The 25,106-nt window shown below is 72.6% G+C and carries 27 protein-coding genes; 10 read left to right on the forward strand and 17 right to left on the reverse strand.

Annotated features, from left to right (window positions below; genetic code table 11):
• Positions 1-185: 185 nt before the first annotated feature.
• On the reverse strand, positions 186-953 hold the full coding sequence (locus tag AB0C84_RS29230; RefSeq protein WP_179845424.1) for a hypothetical protein: 768 nt from the start codon (positions 951-953) through the stop codon (positions 186-188).
• A gap of 226 nt (positions 954-1,179) precedes the next feature.
• Between AB0C84_RS29230 and AB0C84_RS29235 the strand changes: the two genes are divergently transcribed.
• The 3 genes from AB0C84_RS29235 (at position 1,180) to AB0C84_RS29245 (ending at position 3,178) form a co-directional block, all read left to right on the forward strand.
• Positions 1,180-1,968 (forward strand): ABC transporter ATP-binding protein, encoded by a 789-nt coding sequence (locus tag AB0C84_RS29235; RefSeq protein WP_361072697.1) that lies wholly within the window; start codon positions 1,180-1,182, stop codon positions 1,966-1,968.
• Between the two features lie 106 nt (positions 1,969-2,074).
• Positions 2,075-2,848, forward strand: a complete 774-nt coding sequence (locus AB0C84_RS29240) for a sulfite exporter TauE/SafE family protein (RefSeq protein ID WP_361072700.1) — start codon at positions 2,075-2,077, stop codon at positions 2,846-2,848.
• A gap of 90 nt (positions 2,849-2,938) precedes the next feature.
• A complete protein-coding gene (locus AB0C84_RS29245) occupies positions 2,939-3,178 on the forward strand; it encodes a hypothetical protein (RefSeq protein WP_179845427.1) in 240 nt (79 codons plus the stop codon).
• Between the two features lie 52 nt (positions 3,179-3,230).
• On the opposite strand, the gene AB0C84_RS29250 is transcribed toward AB0C84_RS29245, so the two are convergent.
• From AB0C84_RS29250 to AB0C84_RS29275, 6 genes are all read right to left on the reverse strand, one after another.
• Complete coding sequence (locus AB0C84_RS29250; protein ID WP_361072703.1) at positions 3,231-3,917, reverse strand: class F sortase; 687 nt, start codon at positions 3,915-3,917, stop codon at positions 3,231-3,233.
• A 4-nt stretch (positions 3,918-3,921) separates the two neighbouring features.
• The gene (locus AB0C84_RS29255) at positions 3,922-4,602 is read right to left on the reverse strand and encodes a hypothetical protein (RefSeq protein WP_179845429.1); all 681 of its coding nucleotides are present in this window, start codon (positions 4,600-4,602) and stop codon (positions 3,922-3,924) included.
• 395 nt (positions 4,603-4,997) lie between these two features.
• Positions 4,998-5,912, reverse strand: coding sequence for a Rieske (2Fe-2S) protein (locus AB0C84_RS29260; protein ID WP_179845430.1), 915 nt, complete (start codon positions 5,910-5,912; stop codon positions 4,998-5,000).
• 106 nt (positions 5,913-6,018) lie between these two features.
• Positions 6,019-8,274 carry a molybdopterin oxidoreductase family protein gene (locus tag AB0C84_RS29265; RefSeq protein ID WP_361072706.1) on the reverse strand — a complete coding sequence of 752 codons (2,256 nt, stop codon included), beginning with the start codon at positions 8,272-8,274 and terminating at the stop codon, positions 6,019-6,021.
• Positions 8,275-8,424: 150 nt separating this feature from the next.
• Entirely contained in the window at positions 8,425-9,045 is a 621-nt protein-coding gene (locus AB0C84_RS29270; protein WP_218905551.1) for a hypothetical protein, read from the reverse strand.
• 114 nt (positions 9,046-9,159) lie between these two features.
• Positions 9,160-9,375 carry a hypothetical protein gene (locus AB0C84_RS29275; RefSeq protein ID WP_361072710.1) on the reverse strand — a complete coding sequence of 72 codons (216 nt, stop codon included), beginning with the start codon at positions 9,373-9,375 and terminating at the stop codon, positions 9,160-9,162.
• A 178-nt stretch (positions 9,376-9,553) separates the two neighbouring features.
• Between AB0C84_RS29275 and AB0C84_RS29280 the strand changes: the two genes are divergently transcribed.
• The 3 genes from AB0C84_RS29280 (at position 9,554) to AB0C84_RS29290 (ending at position 12,761) form a co-directional block, all read left to right on the forward strand.
• A complete protein-coding gene (locus tag AB0C84_RS29280) occupies positions 9,554-10,657 on the forward strand; it encodes a CapA family protein (RefSeq protein WP_258941907.1) in 1,104 nt (367 codons plus the stop codon).
• Between the two features lie 87 nt (positions 10,658-10,744).
• Positions 10,745-10,951 (forward strand): hypothetical protein, encoded by a 207-nt coding sequence (locus AB0C84_RS29285; RefSeq protein ID WP_361072714.1) that lies wholly within the window; start codon positions 10,745-10,747, stop codon positions 10,949-10,951.
• Positions 10,944-12,761 carry an SDR family oxidoreductase gene (locus AB0C84_RS29290; protein WP_361072860.1) on the forward strand — a complete coding sequence of 606 codons (1,818 nt, stop codon included), beginning with the start codon at positions 10,944-10,946 and terminating at the stop codon, positions 12,759-12,761. Before AB0C84_RS29285 ends, AB0C84_RS29290 begins: the two co-directional genes overlap by 8 nt.
• Position 12,762: 1 nt before the next feature.
• Here the strand turns inward: AB0C84_RS29290 and AB0C84_RS29295 are convergent, their stop codons facing one another.
• Both AB0C84_RS29295 and AB0C84_RS29300 read right to left on the reverse strand, forming a co-directional pair.
• Positions 12,763-13,755, reverse strand: a complete 993-nt coding sequence (locus tag AB0C84_RS29295) for a helix-turn-helix transcriptional regulator (protein WP_361072717.1) — start codon at positions 13,753-13,755, stop codon at positions 12,763-12,765.
• Positions 13,752-14,858, reverse strand: coding sequence for an LLM class flavin-dependent oxidoreductase (locus tag AB0C84_RS29300; protein WP_361072720.1), 1,107 nt, complete (start codon positions 14,856-14,858; stop codon positions 13,752-13,754). The genes AB0C84_RS29295 and AB0C84_RS29300 overlap by 4 nt, the downstream gene beginning before the upstream one ends.
• A gap of 107 nt (positions 14,859-14,965) precedes the next feature.
• Between AB0C84_RS29300 and AB0C84_RS29305 the strand changes: the two genes are divergently transcribed.
• Entirely contained in the window at positions 14,966-15,736 is a 771-nt protein-coding gene (locus AB0C84_RS29305) for an endonuclease/exonuclease/phosphatase family protein (protein ID WP_361072723.1), read from the forward strand.
• Here the strand turns inward: AB0C84_RS29305 and AB0C84_RS29310 are convergent.
• The gene (locus tag AB0C84_RS29310; RefSeq protein ID WP_361072726.1) at positions 15,733-16,533 is read right to left on the reverse strand and encodes an SAM-dependent methyltransferase; all 801 of its coding nucleotides are present in this window, start codon (positions 16,531-16,533) and stop codon (positions 15,733-15,735) included. The genes AB0C84_RS29305 and AB0C84_RS29310 overlap by 4 nt on opposite strands.
• A gap of 104 nt (positions 16,534-16,637) precedes the next feature.
• On the opposite strand from AB0C84_RS29310, the gene AB0C84_RS29315 reads away from it, so the two are divergent.
• On the forward strand, positions 16,638-17,693 hold the full coding sequence (locus AB0C84_RS29315; protein ID WP_361072729.1) for an MBL fold metallo-hydrolase: 1,056 nt from the start codon (positions 16,638-16,640) through the stop codon (positions 17,691-17,693).
• A gap of 10 nt (positions 17,694-17,703) precedes the next feature.
• Here the strand turns inward: AB0C84_RS29315 and AB0C84_RS29320 are convergent, their stop codons facing one another.
• From AB0C84_RS29320 to AB0C84_RS29350, 7 genes are all read right to left on the reverse strand, one after another.
• A complete protein-coding gene (locus AB0C84_RS29320; RefSeq protein WP_361072732.1) occupies positions 17,704-18,465 on the reverse strand; it encodes a class I SAM-dependent methyltransferase in 762 nt (253 codons plus the stop codon).
• Positions 18,462-19,109 carry a GNAT family N-acetyltransferase gene (locus tag AB0C84_RS29325; RefSeq protein ID WP_361072735.1) on the reverse strand — a complete coding sequence of 216 codons (648 nt, stop codon included), beginning with the start codon at positions 19,107-19,109 and terminating at the stop codon, positions 18,462-18,464. The genes AB0C84_RS29320 and AB0C84_RS29325 overlap by 4 nt, the downstream gene beginning before the upstream one ends.
• A gap of 53 nt (positions 19,110-19,162) precedes the next feature.
• On the reverse strand, positions 19,163-19,360 hold the full coding sequence (locus AB0C84_RS29330) for a hypothetical protein (RefSeq protein WP_179845441.1): 198 nt from the start codon (positions 19,358-19,360) through the stop codon (positions 19,163-19,165).
• Between the two features lie 86 nt (positions 19,361-19,446).
• The gene (locus tag AB0C84_RS29335; RefSeq protein ID WP_361072738.1) at positions 19,447-20,172 is read right to left on the reverse strand and encodes a hypothetical protein; all 726 of its coding nucleotides are present in this window, start codon (positions 20,170-20,172) and stop codon (positions 19,447-19,449) included.
• Entirely contained in the window at positions 20,172-21,869 is a 1,698-nt protein-coding gene (locus AB0C84_RS29340) for a peptidylprolyl isomerase (protein WP_361072740.1), read from the reverse strand. Before AB0C84_RS29340 ends, AB0C84_RS29335 begins: the two co-directional genes overlap by 1 nt.
• Positions 21,870-21,902: 33 nt before the next feature.
• Positions 21,903-22,193, reverse strand: a complete 291-nt coding sequence (locus AB0C84_RS29345) for a chorismate mutase (protein ID WP_361072743.1) — start codon at positions 22,191-22,193, stop codon at positions 21,903-21,905.
• A 68-nt stretch (positions 22,194-22,261) separates the two neighbouring features.
• Positions 22,262-23,566 (reverse strand): GH1 family beta-glucosidase, encoded by a 1,305-nt coding sequence (locus AB0C84_RS29350; RefSeq protein WP_361072746.1) that lies wholly within the window; start codon positions 23,564-23,566, stop codon positions 22,262-22,264.
• Positions 23,567-23,734: 168 nt separating this feature from the next.
• Between AB0C84_RS29350 and AB0C84_RS29355 the strand changes: the two genes are divergently transcribed.
• Both AB0C84_RS29355 and AB0C84_RS29360 read left to right on the forward strand, forming a co-directional pair.
• Positions 23,735-24,358, forward strand: a complete 624-nt coding sequence (locus AB0C84_RS29355; protein WP_361072749.1) for a TetR/AcrR family transcriptional regulator — start codon at positions 23,735-23,737, stop codon at positions 24,356-24,358.
• A gap of 48 nt (positions 24,359-24,406) precedes the next feature.
• Positions 24,407-25,051, forward strand: a complete 645-nt coding sequence (locus AB0C84_RS29360) for a hypothetical protein (protein WP_361072752.1) — start codon at positions 24,407-24,409, stop codon at positions 25,049-25,051.
• Positions 25,052-25,106: the final 55 nt, after the last annotated feature.

Genomic DNA, 25,106 nt, shown 5'->3' on the forward strand with positions numbered 1-25,106 from the left:
AAGCGTGCAAACTCCACTACGCCCGGAGGTCTTCTTGCTGATCAAACACCTACCGGTCAGGTGTCACCAAGATCATGGCCAAGTACAGCTAGCGCTCCGCTCCAGGCACCGGGGCAGTTTCTCTGTGGGGGGCGACCCCCCACACCCCCGGGAAGAGCGGGTTCGACCCGGTGCCTTGCGCTGCGCTAGCGCTCCGCTCCAGGCACCGGGTCGAACGCACTGTTGCACGCTGCCACCAGGGCGCGGCGTACGGCGGCGTCCAGGAGGCGGAGGGCCTCGTCGCGGCGCCTCATCTGGTCGGCGCTGAGGCCGCGGTCGTCCATCTGCCGGGCGAGGTCGACGACGAAGGAGAGGCGGCCGGCGAGGGCGGCGACGCGGTGGGCGCGGGGCGGGTAGCCGGGGGACAGCGGGTGGTCGCCGCGGTCGGGATCGCGCAGGTCGACCAGGGCGTCCCCGATCTCGGGCGGGACGCCGGCGAAGTCGTCGACGGTCAGCAGCGCCTCGGTGGCGTCCCGCATGGCGAGCGTGAGCCGCCGGTCGGCCTCCGCGAGGGACGGGACGTCGGGCGGCGCCGCCGACGCGTCGTGCGTCGTCCAGCGGACGCCGACGTAGGACGAGCCGCGCCGGTCCTCCGACGGGACGAGCCCCATCGCCCGCCCGTCCAGCACGGCGACGACGGCGGCGCCCGCCTCGATCGCCGCGGTGTTGAAGGACGGCGGCCCCGTCAGCCCGAGCGGGTCGCCCGGCTCCGGCAGCGCCAGCCGCAGCGCGGCCAGCCCGCCGACGCGCAGGTCGCCGAGGCCGCGCCGCAGCGTCACCTCGGCGGGCTCGCCGCCGACGATCTGCGGGCCCGCGCTCTTCTCGATCTCGTCGACGGCCTCGTCCAGGCCGACGTGCCCCGTCAGCCAGGCGTTGCCCCAGGCGACGAGGGCGATAGCGACGGCCCTGCTCATACGTCCGTGCTCATTCTCGGTCTCGTGCGTTCCGCAATGGGCATGCGATCCACGATAAGCGCTCGAATCGCTGGTGCCACCGGACGTAAGGGACCTCTCGCGGCGCGGCGGCGTCCCGGGGCCGCCGTCCGGGGCCGATCCCGGGGGGCCACGGCCGCCCCGGATCGCATAGGTTCTTTCCTGCAAGCGGCAGCACGGACCACCGGATTGGGGACGAAGGCGCGCGATGGCAGGCGAGGTGCTTCAACTCCGCGGAGTCGGGGTCAGGCGCGGCGGGGCCACCCTGCTGCGCGACGTCACATGGACGGTGAACGAGGGCGACCGGTGGGTCATCGTCGGCCCGAACGGCGCGGGCAAGACCACGTTGCTGCAGATCGCCGCGGCCATGCTGCATCCCACCGAGGGCAGCGTCGAGATCCTGGAGGAGGAGCTCGGCCGCACCGACGTGTTCGAGCTCCGGCCGCGGATCGGGCTCGCCAGCTCGTCCGTCGCGGAGAAGGTCCCGTCCGGTGAGACGGTCATCGACCTCGTGCTGACCGCCTCGTACGCGATCCTCGGCCGCTGGCAGGAGGAGTACGACTCGACCGACCTCGACCGGGCCGTCGCGCTGCTGGAGGCCCTCGGCGCCGCCGACCTGATCCGCCGGACGTTCAGCACCCTGTCGGAGGGTGAGCGCAAGCGCGTCCAGATCGCCCGCGCGCTGATGCCCGACCCCGAGCTGCTCCTGCTGGACGAGCCCGCCGCCGGCCTCGACCTCGGCGGACGCGAGGACCTCGTCGCCCGCCTCGCGGCCCTCGCCGACGACCCGGCCGCGCCCGCCATCGCGATGGTCTCCCACCACGTGGAGGAGGTCCCGGAGGGCTTCACCCACGCGCTGCTGCTGCGCCGCGGGGAGGTCGTCACCCAGGGCAAGGTGGACGAGGTCTTTACCCGCGAGCACCTGTCGGCGACGTTCGGGCTGCCGCTGGCGATCGACCGCCAGAACGGCCGCTGGTACGCCCGCTCGGCCCGCTGAACCGGGCGGGACGCCACAAAACGACCCCCCGATCGACGGTGCCGCGCGGCGGGGTCCCTACGATGTGCGCACCGTCGGGAACTCGTAACGCAGGGATGGGACGGACGTGAATCTGCTGGACGCGGCCGCCGTCTTCGCGGCCGGTGTGGCCGCCGGAGGCATCAACACCGTCGTCGGGTCCGGTTCCCTGATCACCTTCCCGACCCTGGTGGCGCTCGGCTACCCGCCCGTGGTCGCGAACATCTCCAACAACATCGGGCTCGTCCCGGGGGGCGTGACGGGCGCGTACGGCTACCGCCACGAGTTGAAGGGGCAGCGCGGCCGGCTGACGCGCCTGGCCTCCGGCTCCTTCATCGGGGCCGTGATCGGCGGCCTGCTGCTGCTCGGCCTGCCGGCCGAGGCGTTCGACGTCATCGTCATCGCGCTGATCATCATCGCGCTGGTCCTCGTGGTGATGCAGCCGCGGCTGCAGAAGTGGATGCTGCGCCGCCGGGAGGGCGAGCACCGCCCACAGCACGGCGGCCCGGCGCTGTGGGTCGGGGTGCTCCTCGCGGGCATGTACGGCGGCTACTTCGGCGCCGCGCAGGGCATCATCCTCATCGCGCTGCTCGGCATCATGCTGGACGACGACCTGCAGCGCCTGAACGCGGGCAAGAACGTCCTGTCGGCGGTCGTGAACGGCACCGCCGCGATCCTGTTCACGCTGATGTGGCTGTTCGCCGACGCGGAGATCAACTGGTGGGTCGTGCTGCTCATCGCCGCGGGCTCCACCTGCGGGGGCGTGATCGGCGCCAAGGTCGGCCGCCGCATCCCGCCGCTGGCGCTGCGCGCAGTGATCGTCGTGGTGGGCGTCGTCGCGATCGTCAATCTTCTGGCCTGACCAGGGCTTTCGCGCTGTTCGGCAGGGTTGCGAACCGGACGTTCCGGGTATAAGTCGAATATACGTTCGACTACCGGAGGTTCGCGCGGGATGAAGGGCGACAGGGTCGAAATCGTGATCGACGCCGGGGGCGAGGGAACGCGGACGTACGAGGTCGCGGCGAGCCGGGCGGGCCGCCGCGTGGAGATCGCGACGCGGCGCGGCGTCGTGGAGGTCAGCGAGGTCACCCGGACGGGTACGCCCGTGCGCACGGCCCGCTTCATGGCGAGCCGGGTCCTGGCCCTGGTGGAGCACCCCGTGTCCTCCGACGGCGCCGAACCCTCCGGCTGACCGTCCCGAGACGGTCCGGGCGGGCCCGGCCGGGCCCGCCCGGCGACCGCTGTCAGGACTTGCGGTGCGTGCCCGGAACGGCGTTCCGGGGATCGGGTATCAGGGACGCGTAGACGATGACGTTGTCCAGGTAGTGGCCCCGCTTGCGGTCGAACCGGCCGCCGCAGGTGACCAGCCGCAGTTCCGGCCGGCCTTGCTGCCCGTAGACGCTGTCGGTCGGGAACTCGTCCTTGTCGACGCGCTTGATCCGGTCGATGCGGAAGGCCGGCGCCGTGCCGTCCGCGCGGACGACCTCGATCCTGCGGCCCGGGCGGAGCGCGCCGAGCCGGTAGAAGGCGCCCGGACCCGACTTGGAGTCGACGTGGCCGACGAGCACGCTGCTGCCGTTCTCGCCCGGCGTCGGGCCGTCCTCCCACCAGCCGACCTCGCGGACCCGGGTGAGCGGCGGGACGCCGAGCGTCCCGTCCCGTTCCGTGGTGACGCGGCGGATCGGGGCGTTGACCTTTATCGAGGGTATTCTGACGCGTTCGGGAACGGACGGCCGAAGTGCGATTTCCGGTTCGGGCGCCGCGCTTCTGGGAGCCGGCTGGATGAGATCCGAGGACGGCGGCTGCGGCGGAGGATCGGTGTGGCCGCGCACCAATCCCACGACGAACATCGCGGTCCCTGTCGCGATGAGCGCGGCGGCCAGCCGATACCAGAAACGGCTCGACCGGCCACCACGCCTTCTCGTGTCCATGGGCTCAGGAAACGCCCTTCACCTGACGGCGACGGGCCGCGACGGCGATGCCGCCGCCCAGGGCGAGAACCCCGAGACCGGCGCCGGCCAGCATCGGGAAACTCGACATCGAGGTGCCGCCGCCACCGGCCATCACGCCGCCGTGCGGCTTGATCGGCTTGAGGTACCGCACCGCGACCCACTTGCCGATCCAGGCCGGCGGGACGCTCTGGCGCAGCTGGGTCCAGCCGCTGTTCTTGCAGTCGGCGCCGATGTGCTTGCCGTAGGGCAGCGTGCCGACCTGCTTGAACTTGGTGCCGGGGCCGTTGCGGACCGCCAGGCCGTGCTTGGCGATGACCTCGTACCGGCACACCTTGACGGCCGTGATCGGCTTGAGGTACCGCACCGCGACCCACTTGCCGATCCAGGCCGGCGGGACGCTGCCGCGCAGCTGGGTCCAGCCGGTCTTCTTGCAGTCGGCGCTGATGTGCTTGCGGTACGGCAGCGTGCCGACCCGCTTGAACTTGACGCCGGGACCCGTGCGGACCGCCAGGCCGTGCCGTGCGGTGACCTCGTACCGGCAGACGGCCGCCTGGCTGGCGCTGCTGGCCGCCTCGGCGTGGCTCGCTCCGGTCGCCGCGACGGCGACGGCGCCGCCGGACAGCAGCGACAGCCCGCCCGCCGCACCGGCCACGGCGAGTGCCATGCCGGTTCGCGCGCTTGTCCTCATTCTTCCCCCATCGAAATGATCTTCGATGCCGGAGGTGTCCGGCATCGTTTCCTTGATCACGCTTCCCGTGGGGAATTCCGCGCATGTCGTGCAGGTCGCAAACATTGAGAATAGTGATCAGTGCGCACTGTGAAGGCTTTCTCGCGGAACGGCCAACGGCAATCTCCATTCCGCTGGCGAAAGCCCCATAATGGACATCTATTCCCCTCTGAAAGGGGGCATTCAGTGAAAATCCCATGATCTCCCCGACCTCCGGGCTATACGGGCGCCATCGCGCAGGGCGGCGGACCATCGCAGGACGGGCGGGCATGCGCGAAGGCGCCCGCGCGGATGCGCGAGCGCCTCAGATCGAAGCTTTCAGGCCGGAGACGTCAGACCGGGCGGACCTGGAGGGTGCCGTCCTCGGTGACGCGGGTCTCGAAGGACGGCTGGCGGGCCGTGGCCGGGCCGTGGACGACGGAGCCGTCGGCGACGCGGAACGTGCTGCCGTGCCAGGGGCAGACGACGCACGTGTCGGCGCCGTCGTCGGTGAGGACGCGGCCCTGGTGGAGCGGTCCGGCGAGGTGGCTGCAGCGGTCGGCGAGGACGTGCACCTCCTCGCCCTGCCGCAGCACGAACAGGTCGATGTAGCCGAGGCGCCGGGCCACGGGCCACCCGTCCGGGAGGTCTTCGACGGCGCACAGGTCGTGCCATCCGAGCGGGACGAGGTGGGCGAGCTGGTCGGCGTGGCTGGCGCCGGCGGCCTGCCGGAACGCCAGGTGCCCGCCGAGGTAGGCGCCCGCGACGAGGGCGCTGAGGCCCGCGAAGCCGAACGCGCGCCCGGCGGCGTCGCGGCCCTGGTAGCGGGCCACGAGGGACGCCGAGTACAGCATGCTCGCGGTGGCCGTCCCGGCGGCGTGGACGAGCCCGACGCGCTGCTGCTCGCGGTGCAGGGCCGACCAGTCGGCGATGCCGGTGAGGACGGTCGGGACGGCGCCGGCGAGCCCGGCGGCGACCAGGACCTGCGAGGCGCGGCGCGTGCCGGGGACGAGGTCCAGGACGGCGGCCGACATCCACAGCCCGATGGGCAGGTCGGTGAGCGGCGCGTGGGCCGGATGGCCGACCGGGACGCCGTGCAGGGCGTCCTTGACCGGCCCTGGACGCAGCACCCGCCGGACGGCCCCGGACAGGACCCTGATGGGGCGGTCCAGGCCGCCGGCGTGCTCCAGCCTCTCGGTGGCGTCGGCCAGCCGCGCGGTCGCCTGGGGGCTCTCTCCGCGCCGGAAGATGTTGACCCGTCGGTTCATGCCCCTCCTCCGCGGTCCTGCTGGGACGCCTGTTGCGACCCTAGTCTCCCGCGTTCGCCCGCGGCCAGTCATACCTACCTGGTGCCGGGAGGGCCTAAACAAAGGGTCAGCGCGCCGCCTCCAGGGTGACGGGGACGCCGTTGAGGACGGCGTTGCCCGAGAGCGGGTCGATCTCCTGCTCGTCGGTGACGGCGTTGACGTTCACCCCGGCGTGCCCGCTCGCGACCCGCGTCCGGGTCCCGGGGCGGTCGTGGCCCCAGCCGTGCGGCAGGCTGACCACCCCGGCCATGATCGTGTCGGTGGGCTCGGCGACGGCCTCCAGGGCGCCCGCACGGGACGTGACGCGGACCGTGTCGCCCGCCGCGATGCCGAGCCGGTCGGCGTCGGCCGGGTTGAGCTGGAGGGTGCAGGTGTTGGAGCCGCGCACCAGCTCGGGGACGTTGTGCAGCCAGCTGTTGTTGGACCGCAGGTGGCGGCGGCCGATCAGCACCATGCCGCCGGACGTCCCCGGATCGCGCAGGGCGGAGCGCAGCCGGTCGACGTCGGCGGCGCACGTGGACGGGCACAGCTCGATCCGGCCGGACGTGGTGCACAGGACCTCGTCCAGCCGCGGTTTGAGGGCGCCGAGGTCGAGCCCGTGCGGGTACTCGGTGCGCAGCCGCGTCAGCGTGAGGCCGGTGACGCCGGAGGCGCCGCCGGTCTCCTCGCGGAGGGCGGGCTCGCCGCCGAACGCGTCCCCGTAGGGGCCGAGGCGGAGCATCATGTCGAGGCGCTGCTCGGTGAGGGTGCCGGTGTCGAGCATCTTGCGCAGCTCGTCGGGCTCGCGGCCTAGTACCGGGGAGCCGGGGAGCCGGGCGGCCTTCTCCAGCGTCGCCTTGATGATCATCTCGTCGAGCAGGGCGGGGTCGCCGCCGGTCCCGGAGGCGGCCAGGGCGAGCCGCGCCAGGATCTCGGCCTCGCTGGGCCGCCCCTCGGGCAGCGGGACGACCGCGGGCGAGTAGCGCGCGTAGTCGCGGACGGCGAGCCCGGTCAGCGCGATGTCGTAGTGCGGGGTCTGCGCGGGGCGCGGTGGCGGCAGGACCACGTGCGCGTGCCGGGTCGTCTCGTTCAGGTAGGGGTCGACGCTGACCATGAACTCCAGGCCGGCGAGCGCGCGGTCGAGCCGGGCGGCGTTCGGCGCCGACAGGGCCGGGTTCCCGCCGATGGTGATCAGCGCCCTGACCCGGCCCTCGCCGGGCGTCTCGATCTCGTCGGCGAGCGTCGCGACGGGCAGCTCGCCGTTGACCTCGGGCAGCCCGCGGACGCGGCTGCGCCACCGCCCGGTCGTGAACGGCTTCTTGCGCCGGTACACCGGGGCGTGGGCGGGCCGCGGGAACATCGCCCCGCCCGGGCGGTCGAGGTTCCCGGTGAGGACGTTCAGGACGTCCACGAGCCAGCTGTTCAGCGTCCCGTAGGCCTGGGTGCACGTCCCGATGCGGCCGTAGACGGCGGCGCGCTCGGCCGCGGCCAGCTCGCGCGCGGTCCTGCGGATCGTCGCGGCCGGGACGCCCGTGACGGCCGCGACGTCCTCGGGGGCGAAGTCGACGGCGAGGGCGCGCAGGTCGTCCAGGCCGTTGACGCGCCCGGCGAGGTGCTCGGCGGTCCTGACCAGGTCCTCGGCGAACAGGGTGTGGACGAGGGCCATCAGGAGGAACGCGTCCGTCCCCGGGCGGATGAACAGGTGCTCGTCGGCGAGGGCGGCGGTCCGCGTCCGGCGCGGGTCGACGACCGTGATCTTCCCGCCGCGCGCCCGGATCGCCTTGAGCCGTCCGGGGAAGTCGGGCGCGGACGCGAGGCTGCCGTTGGACTCCAGGGGGTTCGCCCCGAGCATGAGCAGGTGCCCGGTGCGGTCGAGGTCGGGCACGGGGATCGCCAGGGGGTCGCCGAACATGTGCCCGCACGCCACGTGCTTCGGCATCTGGTCGGCGGTGCTCGCGGTGAAGAGGTTGCGGGTGCCGAGCGCCTTGACGATCGCGGACCCGTACAGCGGCCCCGCGATGGAGTGGGCCGTCGGGTTGCCGATGTAGACGGCGACGGCGTCCCGCCCGTGCCGCGCGATGACCTCCGCCAGCCGCCGGCCCACCGTCGCGAACGCCTCGTCCCACCCGGAGTCCTCGCCGGCCACGAGCGGCTCCGCGAGCCGGTCGGGGTCGCCGTCGAGGCTCCCGAGCGTGGCGCCCTTGGGGCAGATGTAGCCCTTGCTGAACGGGTCCTTCTCGTCGCCCCGGACGCGCGTGACCGCCCCCGCCTCGTCGAGGGTCAGTTCGAGCCCGCACAGGGCTTCGCAGAGGGGGCAGGTGCGGAAGGCCGTGCGGTCGCCCATCGAGACACTCCTTGTGAACGGGACCGTCTCTCTATCATGGCCGCCCGTCCCGGACGGCGCCATGGCGAGGCATGACCCATAACGGCATTTCGGAGTTGCGGCGCTATAAAGCCCTATTCGGCGCGCCGTGTGGTCCTTTCTCCGGACGGGTCAGCCGGAGAAGGGCGGGGCGGCCTTGAAGACGGGGTGGAGTTCGATGCTGGGGGCCAGGCCGGTCAGGACGCGGCGGGCGCGGGACAGGGGGTGCTGGGGGAAGTGCGGGTCCCAGCCCGGGTCCTCGGAGAGGTTGCGGGGCAGGCCGCCCTGGATCTCCGGGGCGTAGGCGTGCTGCGCCCACCAGCGCATCATGTCCTGGAGGTCGTGGCCCTGCCCGTACTCGGTCAGGTAGTGATTGAGGGCGGTGCTGTCGCGCATGCCGGTGACGCCCTGCTCCAGGCACTGGATCTTGAGCACGAGGCTGCGGTCCGCGCGCGGGACGGTGAAGGAGGCGATGTAGGCCACCCCGGTCGGGCGGTCGGGCAGCGGCAGCTTGACGATCTGCTGGACGGCCGGGAGCCCGTCCAGCGTGATCACGTCCAGCTCGATCAGGCCGCCGCCGGATTCGGCGGTCGTGGCGGAGATGCGGCGGCGCAGGTCGTCGAGCCGTTCCAGCGGGGCGGGCAGGTCGGGCGGGAGGTCGAAGCCGTAGAGGCCGACGGTGTCGCCGTCGGCGTTGCGGTAGGCACCGGGCTGGAGCGGCTCCCAGCCGGTCTGGTCGAAGCGCAGGGACATGATCGTGCACGTTAACGCACAGAACGGGGCGGAGGGGGAGCGGCCGGGCGGGAGGTCGCCCGGCCGCTCCCGGCGAGGGGCGGCCCCGAGGCCGGGCCTCCCCTCCGGTGATGGTCAGTCGCCGTCCGCGCGAGCGCGGCAGGCGGGGCACAGGCCCCGGAACGTCACCTCGGCGGCCTCGATCCGGAAGCCGGTGCCGGCCGCCGGCTCCAGGCAGGGGTCGTGCTCCGCGGCGCGGTCGACGTCCTCGGCCGCCCCGCAGCTCCGGCACACCAGGCGGTGGGCACCGGCGGCGCGGCGCTCCGGCCGGGCGGGGCTCGCCACGGTCATCGGGTGCGGGGCCTCGGCGTCTCGGCTGCGGTCATGCGGGTCAACCTATCCCCGTAAACATGAACGGTTCAAGACAAAGAGTTGTGCGTCTTTGTCGGGACGCGGGGCGCTCATGGCATGCTGGGCCGATCCCGACCCACAGGTCCACGGGGGGCCGGACGGAGGCGAGGCTATGGCCATGCGGGGGAAGACGGCCGTGCGAGGGACGACGGCCCTGGTCATGGCCGGGGTGGCGCTGGCCGCGGCGGCGTGCGGCGGCGGCTCGGACAAGTCCAGTGCGGAGGGCGCGACGCCCCCGGCCTCGCCGTCCGGCGGGCAGCCGGGCGGGACGCGGCCGGCGAAGGCCGCCAAGCAGCCGATCCTGATCGCGTTCGGCGGCGACACGCACTTCGAGGGGTCGCTGCGCGGACGGCTGGCCCAGCCGTCCACGGCGCTGGGCCCGATCGCCAAGCAGCTGCGCGCGGCCGACCTCGCCATGGTGAACCTGGAGACGGCCATCACGACCGGGGGGACGCCCGCGCCCGGCAAGCAGTTCACCTTCCGTGCCCCGGCGACCGCGTTCACGGCGCTGAAGGCGGCGGGCGTGGACGTGACCTCCATGGCCAACAACCACGGCATGGACTACATGGAAGGCGGCCTGCGCGACTCCCTGGCCGCCATCAAGCGCAGCGGGTTCCCGGTGGTCGGCATAGGCAAGAACGCGGCCGCGGCCTACCGCCCGTACCGCGTCACGGTGAAGGGCAACAAGATCGCCATCGTCGGCGCCACGCAGGTGCTGGACGACCACCTGATCCAGGCGTGGACGGCCACCGACACCAAGGGCGGCCTCGCGTCGGCCAAGGACGTCCCGCGCATGGTGCAGGCGGTGAAGGAGGCGCGCCAGGGCTCGGACGTCGTCATCGTGCACCTGCACTGGGGTGCGGAACTGAAGGGATGCCCGCTGCCTCGCCAGCAGGAGCTCGCCAAGGCGCTCGTCGAGGCGGGCGCCGACGTCGTGGTCGGCGGGCACGCGCACATCCCGCTGGGCGGCGGCTACATGAACGGCGCGTACGTCCATTACGGCATGGGCAACTTCGTGTTCTCCTCCGCGCAGGGCCAGACGGCGAAGTCCGGCGTGCTCTTCCTCAAGGTGGTGAACGGCAAGGTCGCCAAGGACAAGTGGAACCCCGCGCTCATCTCCGGCGGCATCCCCCTGCCGATGAAGGGCGCCGCCGCCCAGGCGGAGGTCAAGCGGTGGAACGGCCTGCGCTCCTGCACCGGACTGAGCGCCCGCCCCTCCTGAGCTGGCCACGTCTCCTGCACCGACGGGTGTTGCGTGCGGGTGTTGCAACGCGGGCCGTACTCCGACGAGCCCGCGTCCCTCGCCCGCATGGACTCGCTGATGGAGGCCGAAGGCCTCGTGCCGCACGGCCTGCACCATGAGGCCTGCCTGTTCGATCCGCGGGAGGAGGATCCGGCCAAGACGCGCACGAACCTGCGCCGGCCGGTCCTCCAGGGAACTGTGGACACGCCGCCTCAGGGGCGTAGTTTCACGGGAAACGAGCTCCTAGGGACAGGCGGGCGTGCCGATGCGTGACCAGTGGGTGAGGTCGGGCGAGATCGAGCTGGCCGTGCGGGTGCGCGGCGTGGAGAACCGGCCGACGGTCGTGCTCGTCCACGGCTACCCCGACACGGGCGCGATGTGGGACGAGGTCGCCGAGCGGCTCTCCGAACGGTTCCGCGTCGTCGTCTACGACGTGCGCGGTGCCGGGGCGTCGGGTGCCCCGGCCGACCCGCTGGACTACCGGCTGGACGCGCTCATGGGCGACCTGGAGGCCGTCCTGGACGGCGTGGGCGCCGACGAGCCCGTCCACCTGGTGGGGCACGACTGGGGCTCGGTGCAGGGCTGGGAGGCCGTCATCGGGGACCGGCTGCGCGGCCGCGTCGCCTCGTTCACCTCCATCTCCGGCCCGGACCGGCGGCACATGGCCCGCTGGGCGCGTGAGTCCGTCCGGTCCGGGCCGCGGGGCGTCGCGGAGGTGCTCGGGCAGGCGCGGCGCAGCGTCTACATGCCGGTCCTGATGACGCCCTGGGCGGGCGAGGCCGCCGCCCGTGTGCTCGCCGCCGGGTTCGGCCGGGTGATGCGGCTGCGCGAGGGCGCCGACCCGCGCTCCGGGCATCCGGCCGGCACGCTGGCCGCGGACGCCCGCAACGGGCTCGGCCTGTACCGCGCCAACATGGGCCGCCGTGCCGACGTGAGAGGCCGTGCCGTGACGGACCGGGGCGCGGCGACGCTCGGCGATGGGCGGACGGACGTCCCCGTCCAGCTCATCGTCCCCGTCAAGGACCGCTACGGGTCGCAGGCGCTCCTGCTGTCCGCGCGCGGGCCCGTGGAGCGCCTGTACGTGCGGCGCGCACCGGCCGGGCACTGGGTGGCGCGCAGTCACCCCGACCTCGTCGCCCGCTGGATCAGCGAGTTCGCGGACCACATCGAGGGCGCTCCGGAGACGCCTGCGATCGCCCACGCGCGCGCGGCGGGAGTCCCCGGCAAGGACTTCGGGGGCGATCTCGTCGTCATCACAGGGGCCGGCAGTGGCATCGGACGCGCCACCGCCCATGCCTTCGCCGCCGCAGGGGCCCGCGTCGTCGTCGCCGACATCGACGAGGGCGCCGCCAAGCGCACGGTGGAGGAGATACAGGCGGCCGACGGCGAAGCACACGCCTACGGAGTGGACGTGGCCGACGCCGAGGCCATGGAGCGGTTCGCCGATGACGTCCATGACACTCACGGCGTCCCCGACGTCGTCGTGAACAACGCGGGCATCGCCATCGCGGGGTCGCTGCTTGAGACGTCCGAGGAGGAGTGGAACCGCATCCGCTCCATCAACCTGGACGGCATGTACCGCGGCTCCCGCCTGTTCGGGCGCCAGATGGTGGCGCGCGGCGAGTGGGGCCACATCGTCAACATCTCCTCGATGGCCGCCTACCTGCCCAGCGCCGACATGCCCGCGTACGGGGCCACCAAGGCCGCTGTCCTGCAGATGACCGAGAGCCTGCGCCTCGACCTCGACCGCTACGGGATCGGCGTCTCCGCCGTCTGCCCCGGGGTGATCGACACCCCCATCGTCGGCAGGACCCGGTTCGTCGGCATGCCGCCGGACGTGGTGACCGAACTGCGCGCGTGGATCGTGCAGGCGTCCGAGCGCCGGGGGTTCCCGCCGGAGAAGGTCGCGCGGGCCATCCTGCGGGCCGTCCGGCAGGACAGGCCGGTCGTGCTCGTCACCGCCGAGGCGCGCCTGTGGCGCGCGCTCTCCCGCGTGTCGCCCACCGCGAACAGGGCCCTCGCCCGGATCGGGCGCCGCGCCGGCGACCGGCTCCTGACCGGCATGGAGCGGCCCCAGGACTGACTCAGGCCCGCATCAGGGTCTGCGAGGGCGTCTCGCCGAAACGCTGCCGGTAGTGGGCGGCGAAACGGCTCATGTGGAAGTACCCGGCCGCCCCGGCCACGTCGGTGATCGCGCCGGGCTCTGGCCGGGCCACGGTGAGCGCGGCGCGGGCGCGGTCGAGCCGCACGCCGCGCAGCACTTGCGTGGGCGTCATGCCCCACTCGGTCTGGCAGACGACCTGGAGCTGCCGGACGCCGAGCCCCACCGCCGCCGCGATGTCGGTGACCCCGATCGGGCGGTGGTGGTGCGCCTCCACCCACTCCCGGATGATCCCTGCCAGATGGTGGGGGACCCGGTCGGCGGGCTCGGCGAGGCTCGGCGTGCCCGTGTGGGGCAGGCCGAGGAGGATCGCCGTGAGCAGCGACTCCTCCAGGCTGCGCTCAGCCAGCGGGTGGAGGCCGCCCTGCGCCGCCGCGTCGTCGAGGACGTCGCACACGTAGCGCCAGGTCCGCTCGACGATCGAGGACGGCACGAGCCCCTCCTCTCCGGCGTCGTGGAAACGCAGCGGCGCGGAATGGCCGCGCCCGAGATGGGCGCCGAGATGGTCGGCGAGCCGCCCCGTGCTCGTCGCGATGACGAGGCAGCCCTCCGTCGGATGCGGCGTCATCCGCATCGCCTCGTCGTGCGACAGGACGAGGCTGCCCGCCGAGGTCGACCGGCGCCTGGAGGCCCGGTACTCCACGCCCATGGGCGCCATCGGCGCGCACAGGGCGAAGTGCCCTTCCGTGGGCGGCGTGTCCACGATGACGCCGCCGCCCCCGTACCGCACCCAGACAAGGTTGACCGAGCCCACGCCGAGGGCGTTGACCAGGCCGTCCATCGGCACGTCCGGTTCGAGCGCCTGGAGGTCGTGGCCGACGGCGAACGGCTCGACGGTGTCGTGCAGGACTCCCATGTCCTTGCTGAGGACGCGCCGGTGGGCGGACAGGGGCGGCTTGGTATCGGAAGAAGTCATCGTCCTGGCGGGGAGGCCGTTTCCTCGTGGTCGGCGGACAGAACACCTCGGGCGCGCAGCCGCGGCATGACCTCCGCGGCGAAGTAGCCCAACTCGTCAGCGTAATTGAGGAACGACAGAGCGATACCGTCGAATCCCGCATGAGCGAAATCCGCCAGGCCGTCCGCGACGTCGTCGGGGTCGCCGACCAGCGGGCAGCTGCCGTGGCCGGCCGCGAACCTGTCGCGGTACACCTGGAGCATGTCCGGCGTGAACGACTGCGCGTGCAGCCCCTGCAGCCGCATCACCTCGTCGACGGCGGGCCAGTCGGCGCGCTCGTCGGCGTAGTAGTGCCGGAAGTCCTCCGCCTCCTTCCTCGTCGGCCGGCACACGACGTGGCCGAGGGTGAAGACGCCCACCTCCCGGCCGTGCGAGGCGGCCTCGGCGCGGATGGCCTTCACGATGTCGGCCCCGTCCTGCGGCCCGCCGACGACGGTGAACGCCCGGTCGGCGTTGCGCGCGGCGAACGAACGCCCCTGCTTGGACGACCCGGCGTTGATGACGGGAAGGCTCTGCCCGTTGTACGGCTTGGGCCTGCCCACGACGTTCTTGAGCTGGAAGAACCGCCCCTCGTGATCGAACGGCTCGTCGGACGACCAGATGCGCCTGACGACGTCCCACCACTCCTGCGCGAGGGCGTAGCGCGTGTCGTGGTCGCCGGGCAGCGAGAGGCCGAACATCTCGTATTCGGGAGCGTGCCAACCGGCCACGATGTTCAGCCCGACCCGCCCCCTGCTGAGGTGGTCGGCGGTGGCGAGCTGCTTGGCCGCGACGACGGGATGGTGGAACGCGGTGTGGACGGTGGTGAACACGCGGAGCCGGGTCGTCTGGGCGAGCAGCCCGGAGGCCCACACCAGCGGATCGAGGGCGCTGCGGTGGAAGTCGGTGTCCGGCCCCCAGTCCGTCCAGCGCGCGACCGGGAGGAGGAAGTCGATGCCGACCTCGTCCGCGATCCGGGCGAGCCGTAGATTGTCGTCCCAGGTGGCGTGCCATCGCTCCGGTGCGGTGGTGATGGCGAGCCCCGATTCGGTGTTGGGGGAGAACAGGCCGAGTTGGAATCCCATGCAGAACCTTTCCTATCCGGTGCGTCCGTTAATGCCGGTCCGGTCGTTGCGCCCAGTATCGGAAGGCGTCACCACGATGGGCAACGCGGTGACATACAGTGGCCGCCATGCAGGCGCGCGTCCTCACGTTCAACACCCTTTTCAAAGGCGAGGCCCTGGCCCGGATGGCCGTCCTGGCCGAGACGATCGAGCGGTCGGACTACGACGTCGTCTGCTTGCAGGAGGTCATCTCGTGGCGGGTGCTGCGCCTGCTGCGACGCGTCGCGACCTCGTATCCCCACATCGCCTACCTGCCGATGTTCCCGCTCGTGCGCGGCGGGCTGGTGACCCTTTCCCGCCACCCGGTGGTCCGCCGCCATTTCCGGGCGTACGCCCCCGCCCCTCCGGCTCGTCCTGAATGGCTGCTGGGCAAGGGCGCCCTGTTCACCCGGATCCGCCTCCCCGAGGGGCACCTGACCGTCGTGAACACCCACCTCTCGGCGAACCTGGACATGGACTGGTCCCCGTCCAACGTCTACGCGCGGGTCGAGGAGGCGGAGTTGGAGCGGCTGGCGGCGGCCGTCGCCCGGATCCCCGAGACGGAACCGCTGGTGGCGATGGGCGATTTCAACGTCCCCCGTGACTCCCCCTACCTTGCGGAATTCATTTCGAGCACTGGTCTGCGTGACGCCTTCGGCGGTGTCACGGAACCGACGTTCCGTCCCGAGTACGCCGAGATCGGCGCCATCGACCAGCTCCTGGTCAGGCCGGGCATCGATGCGACGACGCGCCTGGTCTTCAAGGAGAAGGTCCGTCTTCCGAGCGGGCGTTCGGCTGTCCTGTCCGACCATTACGGGATCGAGGCCGACCTCACCGCCGGGAGCACGCGCGACGCTTAACCGTCCTTGCGGGCGACGGCCGTCCAGCCCGCGTCGGTGATGTATTCGCCGCCGTAGGGGCGCCATTCATGCAGGCGGACCACGCCCGGGTCGACGATGGTGAGTCCGTCGAGAAGGGCGGCCACCTGGTCATGGGTCCGGGCCACGAGGCTGGCGCTCGCCGCCTGCGACCGGTAGGTCTCCCCGACCCGCACGTTGCGCTGCTCCTCCAGTGCCGCGTGCGACAGGATGACGTGGCTGCCCGCGGGCAGGGCGTCGGTGAAGCGCCGGACGAGCCCCGCCGGGTCCTCCTCGTCATGGAGGAAGTGCAGGACCGCGACGAACAGCACGCACAGCGGGCGCCGGAAATCGATCAGCGCGTGCACCTGCGGGTCGTCCAGGACCGTGTCCGGCTCGCGCATGTCGGCCTGGACGATCGTGGTCAGCTCGTCCGTGGCGACCAGGGCCCGCGCGTGGACGGTCACCATCGGGTCGTTGTCGACGTACGCGACCCGCGCGCCGGGCCGCTCCACGCGCGCGATCTCGTGCACGTTGCCCTGCGTGGGCAGGCCGGTGCCGATGTCCAGGAACTGGTCGATGCCGCGTCCGGCCACGTAGCGGACGGCGCGCTGGAGGAACGCGCGGTTCGCGCGGGCGACCCCCTCGACCGTGGGCAGCGCCTGCGCGACCGCCTCCGCGGCGGCGCGGTCGGAGGCGTAGTTGTCCTTGCCGCCCAGGAAGTAGTCGTACATGCGGGCCACGCTCGGCGTGCCGGTGTCCACACCGGGCACCGACGAGGTCTCTCCGGAGTCCGCCATCCCGTCGCCACGACCTTCCCGAACCTCGCAAATCGTGATCATTCAGTCTACGCCGCCCGGGCATCGCGCGAGGGCGGCCGGCGACGGGCCGTTAGGCTGCCGTCATGTGCGAGACCGCGGGCGGAACGGGGGAGGCGGCGGCGTCGATGCCGCGCCCGGCGCGGGGGGAGGCGGTCGATCCCGTCGCGCTGGAGCCGGTGGACGAGATCGAGATCGTCACCCTGGTCGACAACGTCTACGACGCCCTGCTGGGCGATGACGAGCGCACCCGCCGGGCGGGCTCCGGAGCGGGCGTGGTGGCGGCGCCGCAGTTCGAGGGCGCCCGCACCACCGCGGGGATGATCGCCGAGCACGGGTTCTCCGCCCTGGTCACGGTGCGCCGGGCCGGCCGCTCCGCGACCCTGCTGTTCGACACCGGCCGGTCCCCCGACGCGATGGTCACGAACGCCGACAGGCTCGGCATCGACCTCGGAGACATCCAGGGCGTCGTGCTCAGCCACGGCCACTTCGACCACGCGGGCGGGCTGACGGGTCTGATGGGCCTGCGCGGCGTTCGGTCGCTGCCGATGGTGCTGCATCCCCTGGTCTGGACGAGGCGCCGCCTCGCCGTGCCCGGCCGGGACGTCGAGGAGCTGCCCACGCTGAGCAGGCGGGCGCTGGACGGGGAGGGCTTCCAGGTCATCGAGCGCCGCGAGCCCTCGCTGCTGCTGGACGGCAGCGTCCTGATCACCGGCGAGGTGGACCGGACGACCGAGTTCGAGCGCGGGATGCCGCCCCCGCACCAGGCCTGGACGGGCGGGGAATGGGTCCACGACCCGCTCGTCCTCGACGACCAGGCGCTCGTCGTCGACGTCCGGGGCCGCGGGCTGGTCGTGCTGACCGGCTGCGGGCACTCCGGGGCCGTCAACATCGTCCGGCACGCGCAGCGGCTGACGGGGGTCGACAGGCTGCACGCGCTCGTCGGCGGGCTGCACCTCGGCGGCCCGGCCTTCGAATCGGTCATCCCGCCCACCGTCGCGGCCCTCACCGGCCTCGCGCCGGGACTCGTCGTCCCCGGCCACTGCACCGGCTGGCGTGCCCAGCACGCCCTGGCCGCCGCCCTGCCCGACGCCTGGGTGCAGGGCAGCAGCGGCACCGCCTACCGTCTGACCGCCGCGTAGCGCACCCGCCTCACGACGGCTTGCGGGCCTCGATGAGGGTGCGGGACGAGTGTGCGGTGAAGACGCCGTCGCGCCGGATCAGCTGGTCCAGTTCGCGCAGGCGGTCGCGGTGGCCGTCGACGGTGAAGCCGGGGACGATCCAGATCACCTTGCGCAGGAAGTAGACGACCGCGCCGACGTCGAAGAACTCCATCCGCAGGCGCTCGGCGCGCAGATCCACGATGTCGAGCCCGGCGGCCCGGGCGGCGGCGCTCTCGGCCTCGGGGTCCCGTGCGCGGCGGGCCTCGGGCTGGGGACCGAGGAAGAACTCGGTCAGCTCGAAGACGCTCGCCGGGCCCACATGCTGGGCGAGGTAGGTCCCGCCCGGGGCGAGGACCCGCGCGATCTCGGCCCACCGGACCGTGGCCGGATGGCGGCTGACGACCAGATCGAACGCCTCGTCGGCGAACGGGAGCGGGGGCTCGCCGGAGTCCGCGACGACGACCGCGCCCCTGGGATGCAGGAGGCGGGTGGCCTTCGCGATGTTCGGCGGCCAGGACTCGGTCGCCGCCATCGCCGGCGGGAGCTTCGCGGCCCCGGCGAGCACCTCGCCGCCGCCGGTCTCGACGTCGAGCGCCGCCCGGGCCCGGCCCAGCCGCTCGCTCATCAGCCGCTGGTAGCCCCAGGACGGGCGCTGTTCGGTCGCGCGGCCGTCCAGCCAGGAGAAGTCCCAGCCCGCCACGGACACGGCCGCGGCCTCGGCGACCAGATCGTCGAACGTCCGCGCCGTCATTTGGGGAGCCCCAGCATCGGCCGGCAGGGGCCGAGCCCCTCGATCGTGACGGGGACGGTGCGGTGGCGTTCCCAGTCGGCCCGGGTGAGCCGGTACCGCTGCTCGATGGTCACGGCACCGCGTATGACGTGGCGGTCCACTCCGTTGGGCTGGTAGCCGAGCTTGCGCGACACCGCGTTCGAGGCATGGCTGTTCTCGAACGCGGCGGAGACGGCCTCCTCGGCGTCCAGGCCCGCGAAGGCCAGGTGCAGGACGGCGGCCCTCATCTCCGTGCCGATCCCACGCCCGTGGTAGCGCCGGCCCAGCCATGAGCCGGTCTCGACCTGCCGGAGGACGACGAGGTCGCGCGCCCAGAGGGACTGCTGCCCGACCACTTCGCCCTCGTGGAACACGGTGAGGTCGAGCTCCCACTTCTCCGGCGTCCACTCCGCGAGGTTCCTCCAGTGGTGCTGGACGACGCCGCGCGCGACCTCGGCGGGCGGGCGGTCCGTCCACGGCACCATGAACGGCATCGTCTCCGGATCGTGGACGCCCTCGGCGGCGAGGCCGGCCAGCGCGGCGAGTTCCTCGGACGAAGGCAGCCTGAGCTCCAGCCGCGGCGTCGTGAGCCGCAACCCGAGCGGCGGGAAGTGATCGACCAGCATCCCTTCACCATGGCCCTTCCCGCCGTCCAGGGCACCTGGTTTTGAGGGTCTGGTCAGTGGCCCAGGAGGAGGAAGACGACGCCGCCGACGACGTGGGCGAGGACGGTCACGGCCAGGACGGCCACGAACAGGGCCTTCGCGGTGGGGTGGTCGAAGTGGGAACCGGGGCGTCCGCGTTGGGACGACCTGCTCTGCGCCTGCTGTTCGAGTTCGTCCAGGGACGGCAGGAAGGACGGTCGCTTGAGGGCCATCGAGGGAGCGTCCTCCTTGGTCCGGGGGCTGTTTCCACCTCTTTCAACGCGCCGCGAGCCCGGTTCTAATCCGCTGCCCGGCGAGGTCATGCCCAGGTCACGCCCAGGGCCGCGCCGGGGTCGAGCAGCGCGGAGTCGGTCTCGGCCAGCAGGTGCAGGACCGCCTCGTCGTCCGTCCGGGCGAAGGCCGCGGCGACGGCCTCCGCAGCGGGGCCGCCGGTCAGCCAGTCGACGACCTGGCGGTAGGGCGGAGCCGAGGTGTCCCAGAACGCGTTGCTCAGTCGCGGGGTGCCCCTTGTCCAGGTCAGGCCATGGACGGCGAACTCGTGCAGATGCCTGATGGGCGCCTCGGATGCCAGCCGTCCCCACTCGTCCAGGTAGCGGGGTACATCGGCCTCGGCCGCTGCCAGAGCGCAGAGGGACGTGTCCACCGAGGGACGGTTGGGGAACCGTTCCAGCGTCCGGGTCCAGAAAGCGTCGAAGAAGGCGGCGAGGGCGTCGCGCTGGCCCCAGGTCCGCCAGCCCGCCTGGGCGAACTTGCCGAACACGATCTCTGGGTCGGGCCAGATGAAGGCGTCGGCGGCGGCCAGTTCCAGAAGCCGCGGCGCGAAGTACCGCAGGTCTTCGGGGCCGCCCCACGTGTTCAGCACCTTGGCCGCGTACCGGGACAGCTCCTCGACGCCGAGGTCGCGCGGCCGGCGCCGGAGCAGGGCCTGCCCCTCCTCGGGGTCGACGCAGCACGGGCATCCGGACGGCGCGGCGGGACGGGGAACGTGCGCGAACGCCGCGTACAGCTCCTCGATCTCGCGCATCAGGACGTGCGCAGCTCGTTGATCGTCACCTTCTCCGCCGGGGCGCCGTCCGTGCCGCCGCCCTCGACGCCCCGCTTGGCGACCTTGTCCACGATGTCCATTCCGGAGGTGACCCGGCCGAAGACCGTGTAGGACGCGGGGAGGTCCGTGGTGTCGCCGTACAGGATGAAGAACTGGCTGCCGTTGGTGTTCGGGCCCGCGTTGGCCATGGCCACGGTCCCCCGCGTGTAGCGCGCGGATCTCAGGCTCTCGTCGTCGAACTGGTAGGTGGGCCCGCCCGTCCCGGTGCCGCTGGGGTCGCCGCACTGGAGGACCTGGAGGCTCGTGCCCGTCGTGAGCCGGTGGCATGAGGTGCGGTCGTAGAACTTCTGGGCCGCGAGGTAGGCCAGGGAGTTCACGGTGCAGGGCGCCGTCCCGGCGTCCAGCGAGATCTGGAGGGTGCCGAGGCCGGTCTCGACAGTGGCGCGGGACGGGGCCGTCGCCGGGAGCGCGGTCGGCGGCGTCCCGACGTCCTTGGTGTTCGTGCCGGTCGCGGGCCGGTACGCGCACGAACCGGACCGCGTCGACCGGGCGACCGGCGTCCCGCCGCCGCCCCGCCCGCCGCCCTCCGCCTCGCCGTCGCCCTTGAGGAGGAGCGCGGCGACGAGCCCGCCGGCCAGGATCACGGCCGCGGCGGCCGCTCCGGTGATGAGGAGCACCCGGCCGCCTCGCCCGGCCGGTGGCGGGCCTCCCGGGTACGTTCCCGGAAGCGGCGGGGGCGCGGGGGCCGGCGGCGCCCAGCCTGCGGCCTGCGGGTGGGGCGCGGCCGGCGGTGCCCAGTTCGCCGCCCGCGGTGGCGCGGCCGGCCGCGCGGCCGCCGAGGTGCCTTCCGCGAGGAGGTTCGCGTTCGGGCCGAGTCCGAGCAGCCGCTGGAGCACCTGGAGGGCGGTCGGGCGGGCGGCGGGGTCCTTCTCCAGGCTGGCCGCGACGAGCGTCCGCAGTTCCCCGGTCAGCGCGCCGAGGTCCGGCTCCCCGTAGAGGATCCGCTGCATGATGGCCGGCACGGAGTCGCTGCCGAACGGCGGGACGCCGTTCGCGGCGAACGCCATCGTGCAGCCCCACGCGAACATGTCCAGCGGCGCTCCGCCCGCGGATCCCGCCACCTGCTCGGGCGCCATGTAGGCGGGGGTGCCGACCGCGCCGGTCAGGGTGGCGGAGGTGGCCTCCAGCGGGCGCGCCACGCCGAAGTCGATGACCTTCGGGCCGTCGGGTCCGAGCAGGACGTTGGCCGGCTTGAAGTCGCGGTGGACGACGCCGGCCTCGTGGATGGCCGCCAGGGCCGTCGCGGTGCCGACGGCCAGCCTGACCAGCTCCGCCGGGGACGCCGCGCCCTCCTCGACGACCCGGTCGCGCAGCGAGGGCCCGTCGATGTACTCGCTGACGATGTGGGGGGTGTCGCCCTCGGCGTCCGCCGCGAGGATGCGGGCGGTGCAGAACGGGGCGACGCTGCGGGCCGCCGCCAGTTCCCGGTCGAAGAGGGTGCGGGCCCGCTCGTCCCGTCCGAAGTCGGCGTGCAGGAGCTTCACGGCGACCCGCTGCCCGGTGCCCGATTCGCCCAGGAAGACGATGCCCTGGGCGCCCTCGCCGATCCGGGCCGTCAGCCGGAACCCGCCGATCTCGCGGGGATCGGTGGCGCGCAGCGGGCGGGACTCCGGCATTCAGAACCTCCACGACGAAGCGGAGAGAGCAGACTATCCGCGGCGGGTCGCGTGCTCGGTCAGCTCCAGATCGATGAAGGCGCCGATCATCGCCCGCCACACCGTCTCGGCGACCTCGGGCGAGAGCCCGGTGTCCGCGGCCCGCTCCCGCGCGAGCGCGACGACCCGCTCCACCCGGTCGGGCGCGCGGACGGCGCCCTCGTCGCGCTTGAAGGCGGCGGCCGCGCGCACCAGCCCCTCTCGTTCGGCCAGCAGCCGGACCAGTTGCCCGTCGATGGCGTCGATCCGCGTGCGCACGTCCGCGAGCGTCTCTGGAGTCTCCATGCGCATCAGCCTGCCGCACGGCCGGTCAGGAGGAGAGGGGAGGGGCCTGGGGCCGAACGCCGGGTTCGTCAGCGATTCCTGGACGACGCGATGAGGTCGCGGTACCAGCCGTAGGACGTCTTGGGCGTGCGCTTCTGCGTCTCGTAGTCGACGTGGACGAGTCCGAAGCGAGGGTGGTAGCCCTCCGCCCACTCGAAGTTGTCCAGGAGCGACCAGGCGAAGTAGCCGCGGATGTCGATGCCCTCGTCGACGGCGGTCCGCATGGCGGCGATGTGGGCGTCGAGGAACTCGATGCGGGACGGGTCGTCCACGGTGCCGTCCGGGCCCGGCTCGTCGGCGAACGAGCAGCCGTTCTCGGTGATGTAGAGCGGCGGCAGGTCGTAGCGGGAGCCGAGGGTGCGCAGCAGCGACAGGAAGGCGTCCGGGACGATCGGCCAGCCCATCCCCGTCGTCGGGTACTCGGTGATGTCCACGAGGTCGAACGGAAGCGGGCCCTCGGCCGGCGTCGCGACCCGCGTGGGGTTGTAGTAGTTCACTCCAAGGAAGTCGATGGGTGAGGAGATGACCGACATGTCCTCGGAGCGGATGAACGGCGCGTCCCCCATCAGGTCCGGGTAGCGGCCGAGCAGGACGGGGTCGGTGAACAGCCGGTTCATGAAAGCGTCGAAGGCGTCGGCGGCGGGCTGGTCGGTGGGGGAGGCGGCCCAGGCGGGGGAGTAGTGGTTCGTCAGCCCGACCGTGCGCGCGCCCCGGCTGCGCAGGGCATTGACGGCGAGGCCGTGACCGAGGAGCTGGTGGTGCGCCGTGGGCAGCGCGTCGAGCAGGAGCGTCCTGCCGGGTGCGTAGACGCCGAACGCGTAGCCGTAGGCGGTGACGACCACGGGCTCGTTGAGGGTTATCCACATGTCGACGCGGTCGGAGAGGCGTTCGGCCGCCAGGTAGGAGAATTCGGCGAACCGGTAGGCGGTGTCACGCTCCATCCAGCCGCCGGCGTCTTCGAGCGGCTGCGGGAGGTCCCAGTGGTAGAGGGTGGCGGCGGGGGCGATGCCGGCGGCGAGCAGGCCGTCCAACAGCCGGTCGTAGAAGTCGAGGCCCTTGGCGTTGACGGCGCCGATGCCGGAGGGCTGCACGCGCGGCCATGCGATCGAGAACCGGTACGCGTCGACGCCGAGGCCCGCCATCAGCGCGACGTCCTCGGGCCAGCGGTGGTAGTGGTCGCAGGCGACGTCGCCGGTGTGGCCGTCGCGGGTCCGCCCGGGCGTGTGGGAGAACGTGTCCCAGGTGGACGGTCCCCGCCCGTCCTCCCCGACCGCGCCCTCGATCTGGTAGGCGGCGGTGGCCACGCCCCAGCGGAAGTTCTCCGGAAGACCCATCCGCGCTTCCTTCCCCCATGGTTTGTCGGGCGGGCAGCCGTCCGACCGAAAATGCGAATAGCCTTCGGATATTAGTGGCGGGGTGGTGCGGGCGGAAGACTCCCGCGACCCAGAGGTGTGGCACGCTGTGCATGCCCGGCACCGTTGCGACCGGGGGACAATGGCAGGGTGACCGAGATCCGAACCCCGCTCCGCCGCCGTCCCGCCCAGCGCCGCAGCGCCGAACGCGTCCAGCGGATGCTGGACGCCTGCGCCGAGATCCTGGACGAGGACGGCTACGACGGCCTGACCACGACGCGCATCGCCCAGCGCGCCGAGGTGGCGATCGGCTCGGTGTACCAGTTCTTCCCCGACAAGCGCGCGGTCGCGCAGGCGCTCGCGCTGCGCAACCTGGAGGAGTTCGGCGACCGGATCTCCGCGCGGCTCACCGCGGGCCGGTTCGGCGACTGGTCCGACACGGTCGGCGCGATCATCGAGATCTTCGTGGAGATGCACCGGACCGTGCCGGGGTTCCGGGTGCTGCGCTTCGGCGACGTCGCCGACGTCAACCTGCTCGACTCCGACGCCGACAACAACGCCGTGGTCGCCGACCGGCTCCGCCGGATGATCGTGGACACGTTCGGCGTCCAGGACACCCCGGGCCTCGCGACCGCGCTCGCCATCTCGGTCGAGGCCGGCGACGCCGTGCTGAAGATGGCGTTCCGCCGCAGCCCGGAAGGCGACCCGGAGATCGTCGCCGAGGCCGAGCGGCTGATCCACGGATACCTGGCCGCGCACATCCAGGAGACCTGACCCGGACGTCGGACGCATCCGGCAAACGCCGGATGAAAGGGACTCGCTATGGCAGACTCCCCTCCGCAAACCGACACGGAACGGGTGAGTTCGCTGGACGAGGAAAGACTCCAGGCACAGCGCAAGCTGCTGATCCGGCAGCGGGTGCGCCTGATGGTGAACCAGTACGAGGTGCACGCAGAGGGGCCGGGCGGCGACGAGGGCGAGCTGCTCGCCTTCGCGCAGCAGAAGCGGCTGGCGTTCAAGGAGCAGGTCACCCTCTACTCGGACGACTCCAAGACGCGCCCGATCCTCGGGTTCAAGGCGCGCAAGCGCATCGACCTCGCGTCGGCGTACGACATCACGGACGCCCACGGGCAGCCGATCGGAGTGTTCCGCAAGGACTTCAAGAAGTCGCTGCTCGCCTCCACCTGGCATCTGGAGCAGCCCGGCCTCGGCGTGACGACCGGCAGCGAGCGCAACAAGTTCGTCGCCCTGCTGCGGCGGGTCTGGCAGTTCATCCCGTACGTGGAGAACCTGCCGTTCGCATGGCCGTACCACTTCGACTTCTACGCCGGTGACCAGGTCGTCTTCAGCGTCGAGAAGAAGTTCGGCTTCCGCGACCGCTACATCGTGGAGATCAGCGACCCGCGCCTGGACCGCCGCCTCGTCATCGCCCAGGCCGTCGGCCTGGACGCCCTCCAGTCCCGCTGACCCCGGGAACGTTCCGCCCGCTCGCCCGCACCCCTCCCGGGGCGCGGGCGACCGT

The organism is Actinomadura sp. NPDC048955, from assembly GCF_040649435.1.
Lineage (GTDB): Bacteria > Actinomycetota > Actinomycetes > Streptosporangiales > Streptosporangiaceae > Spirillospora > Spirillospora luteofluorescens.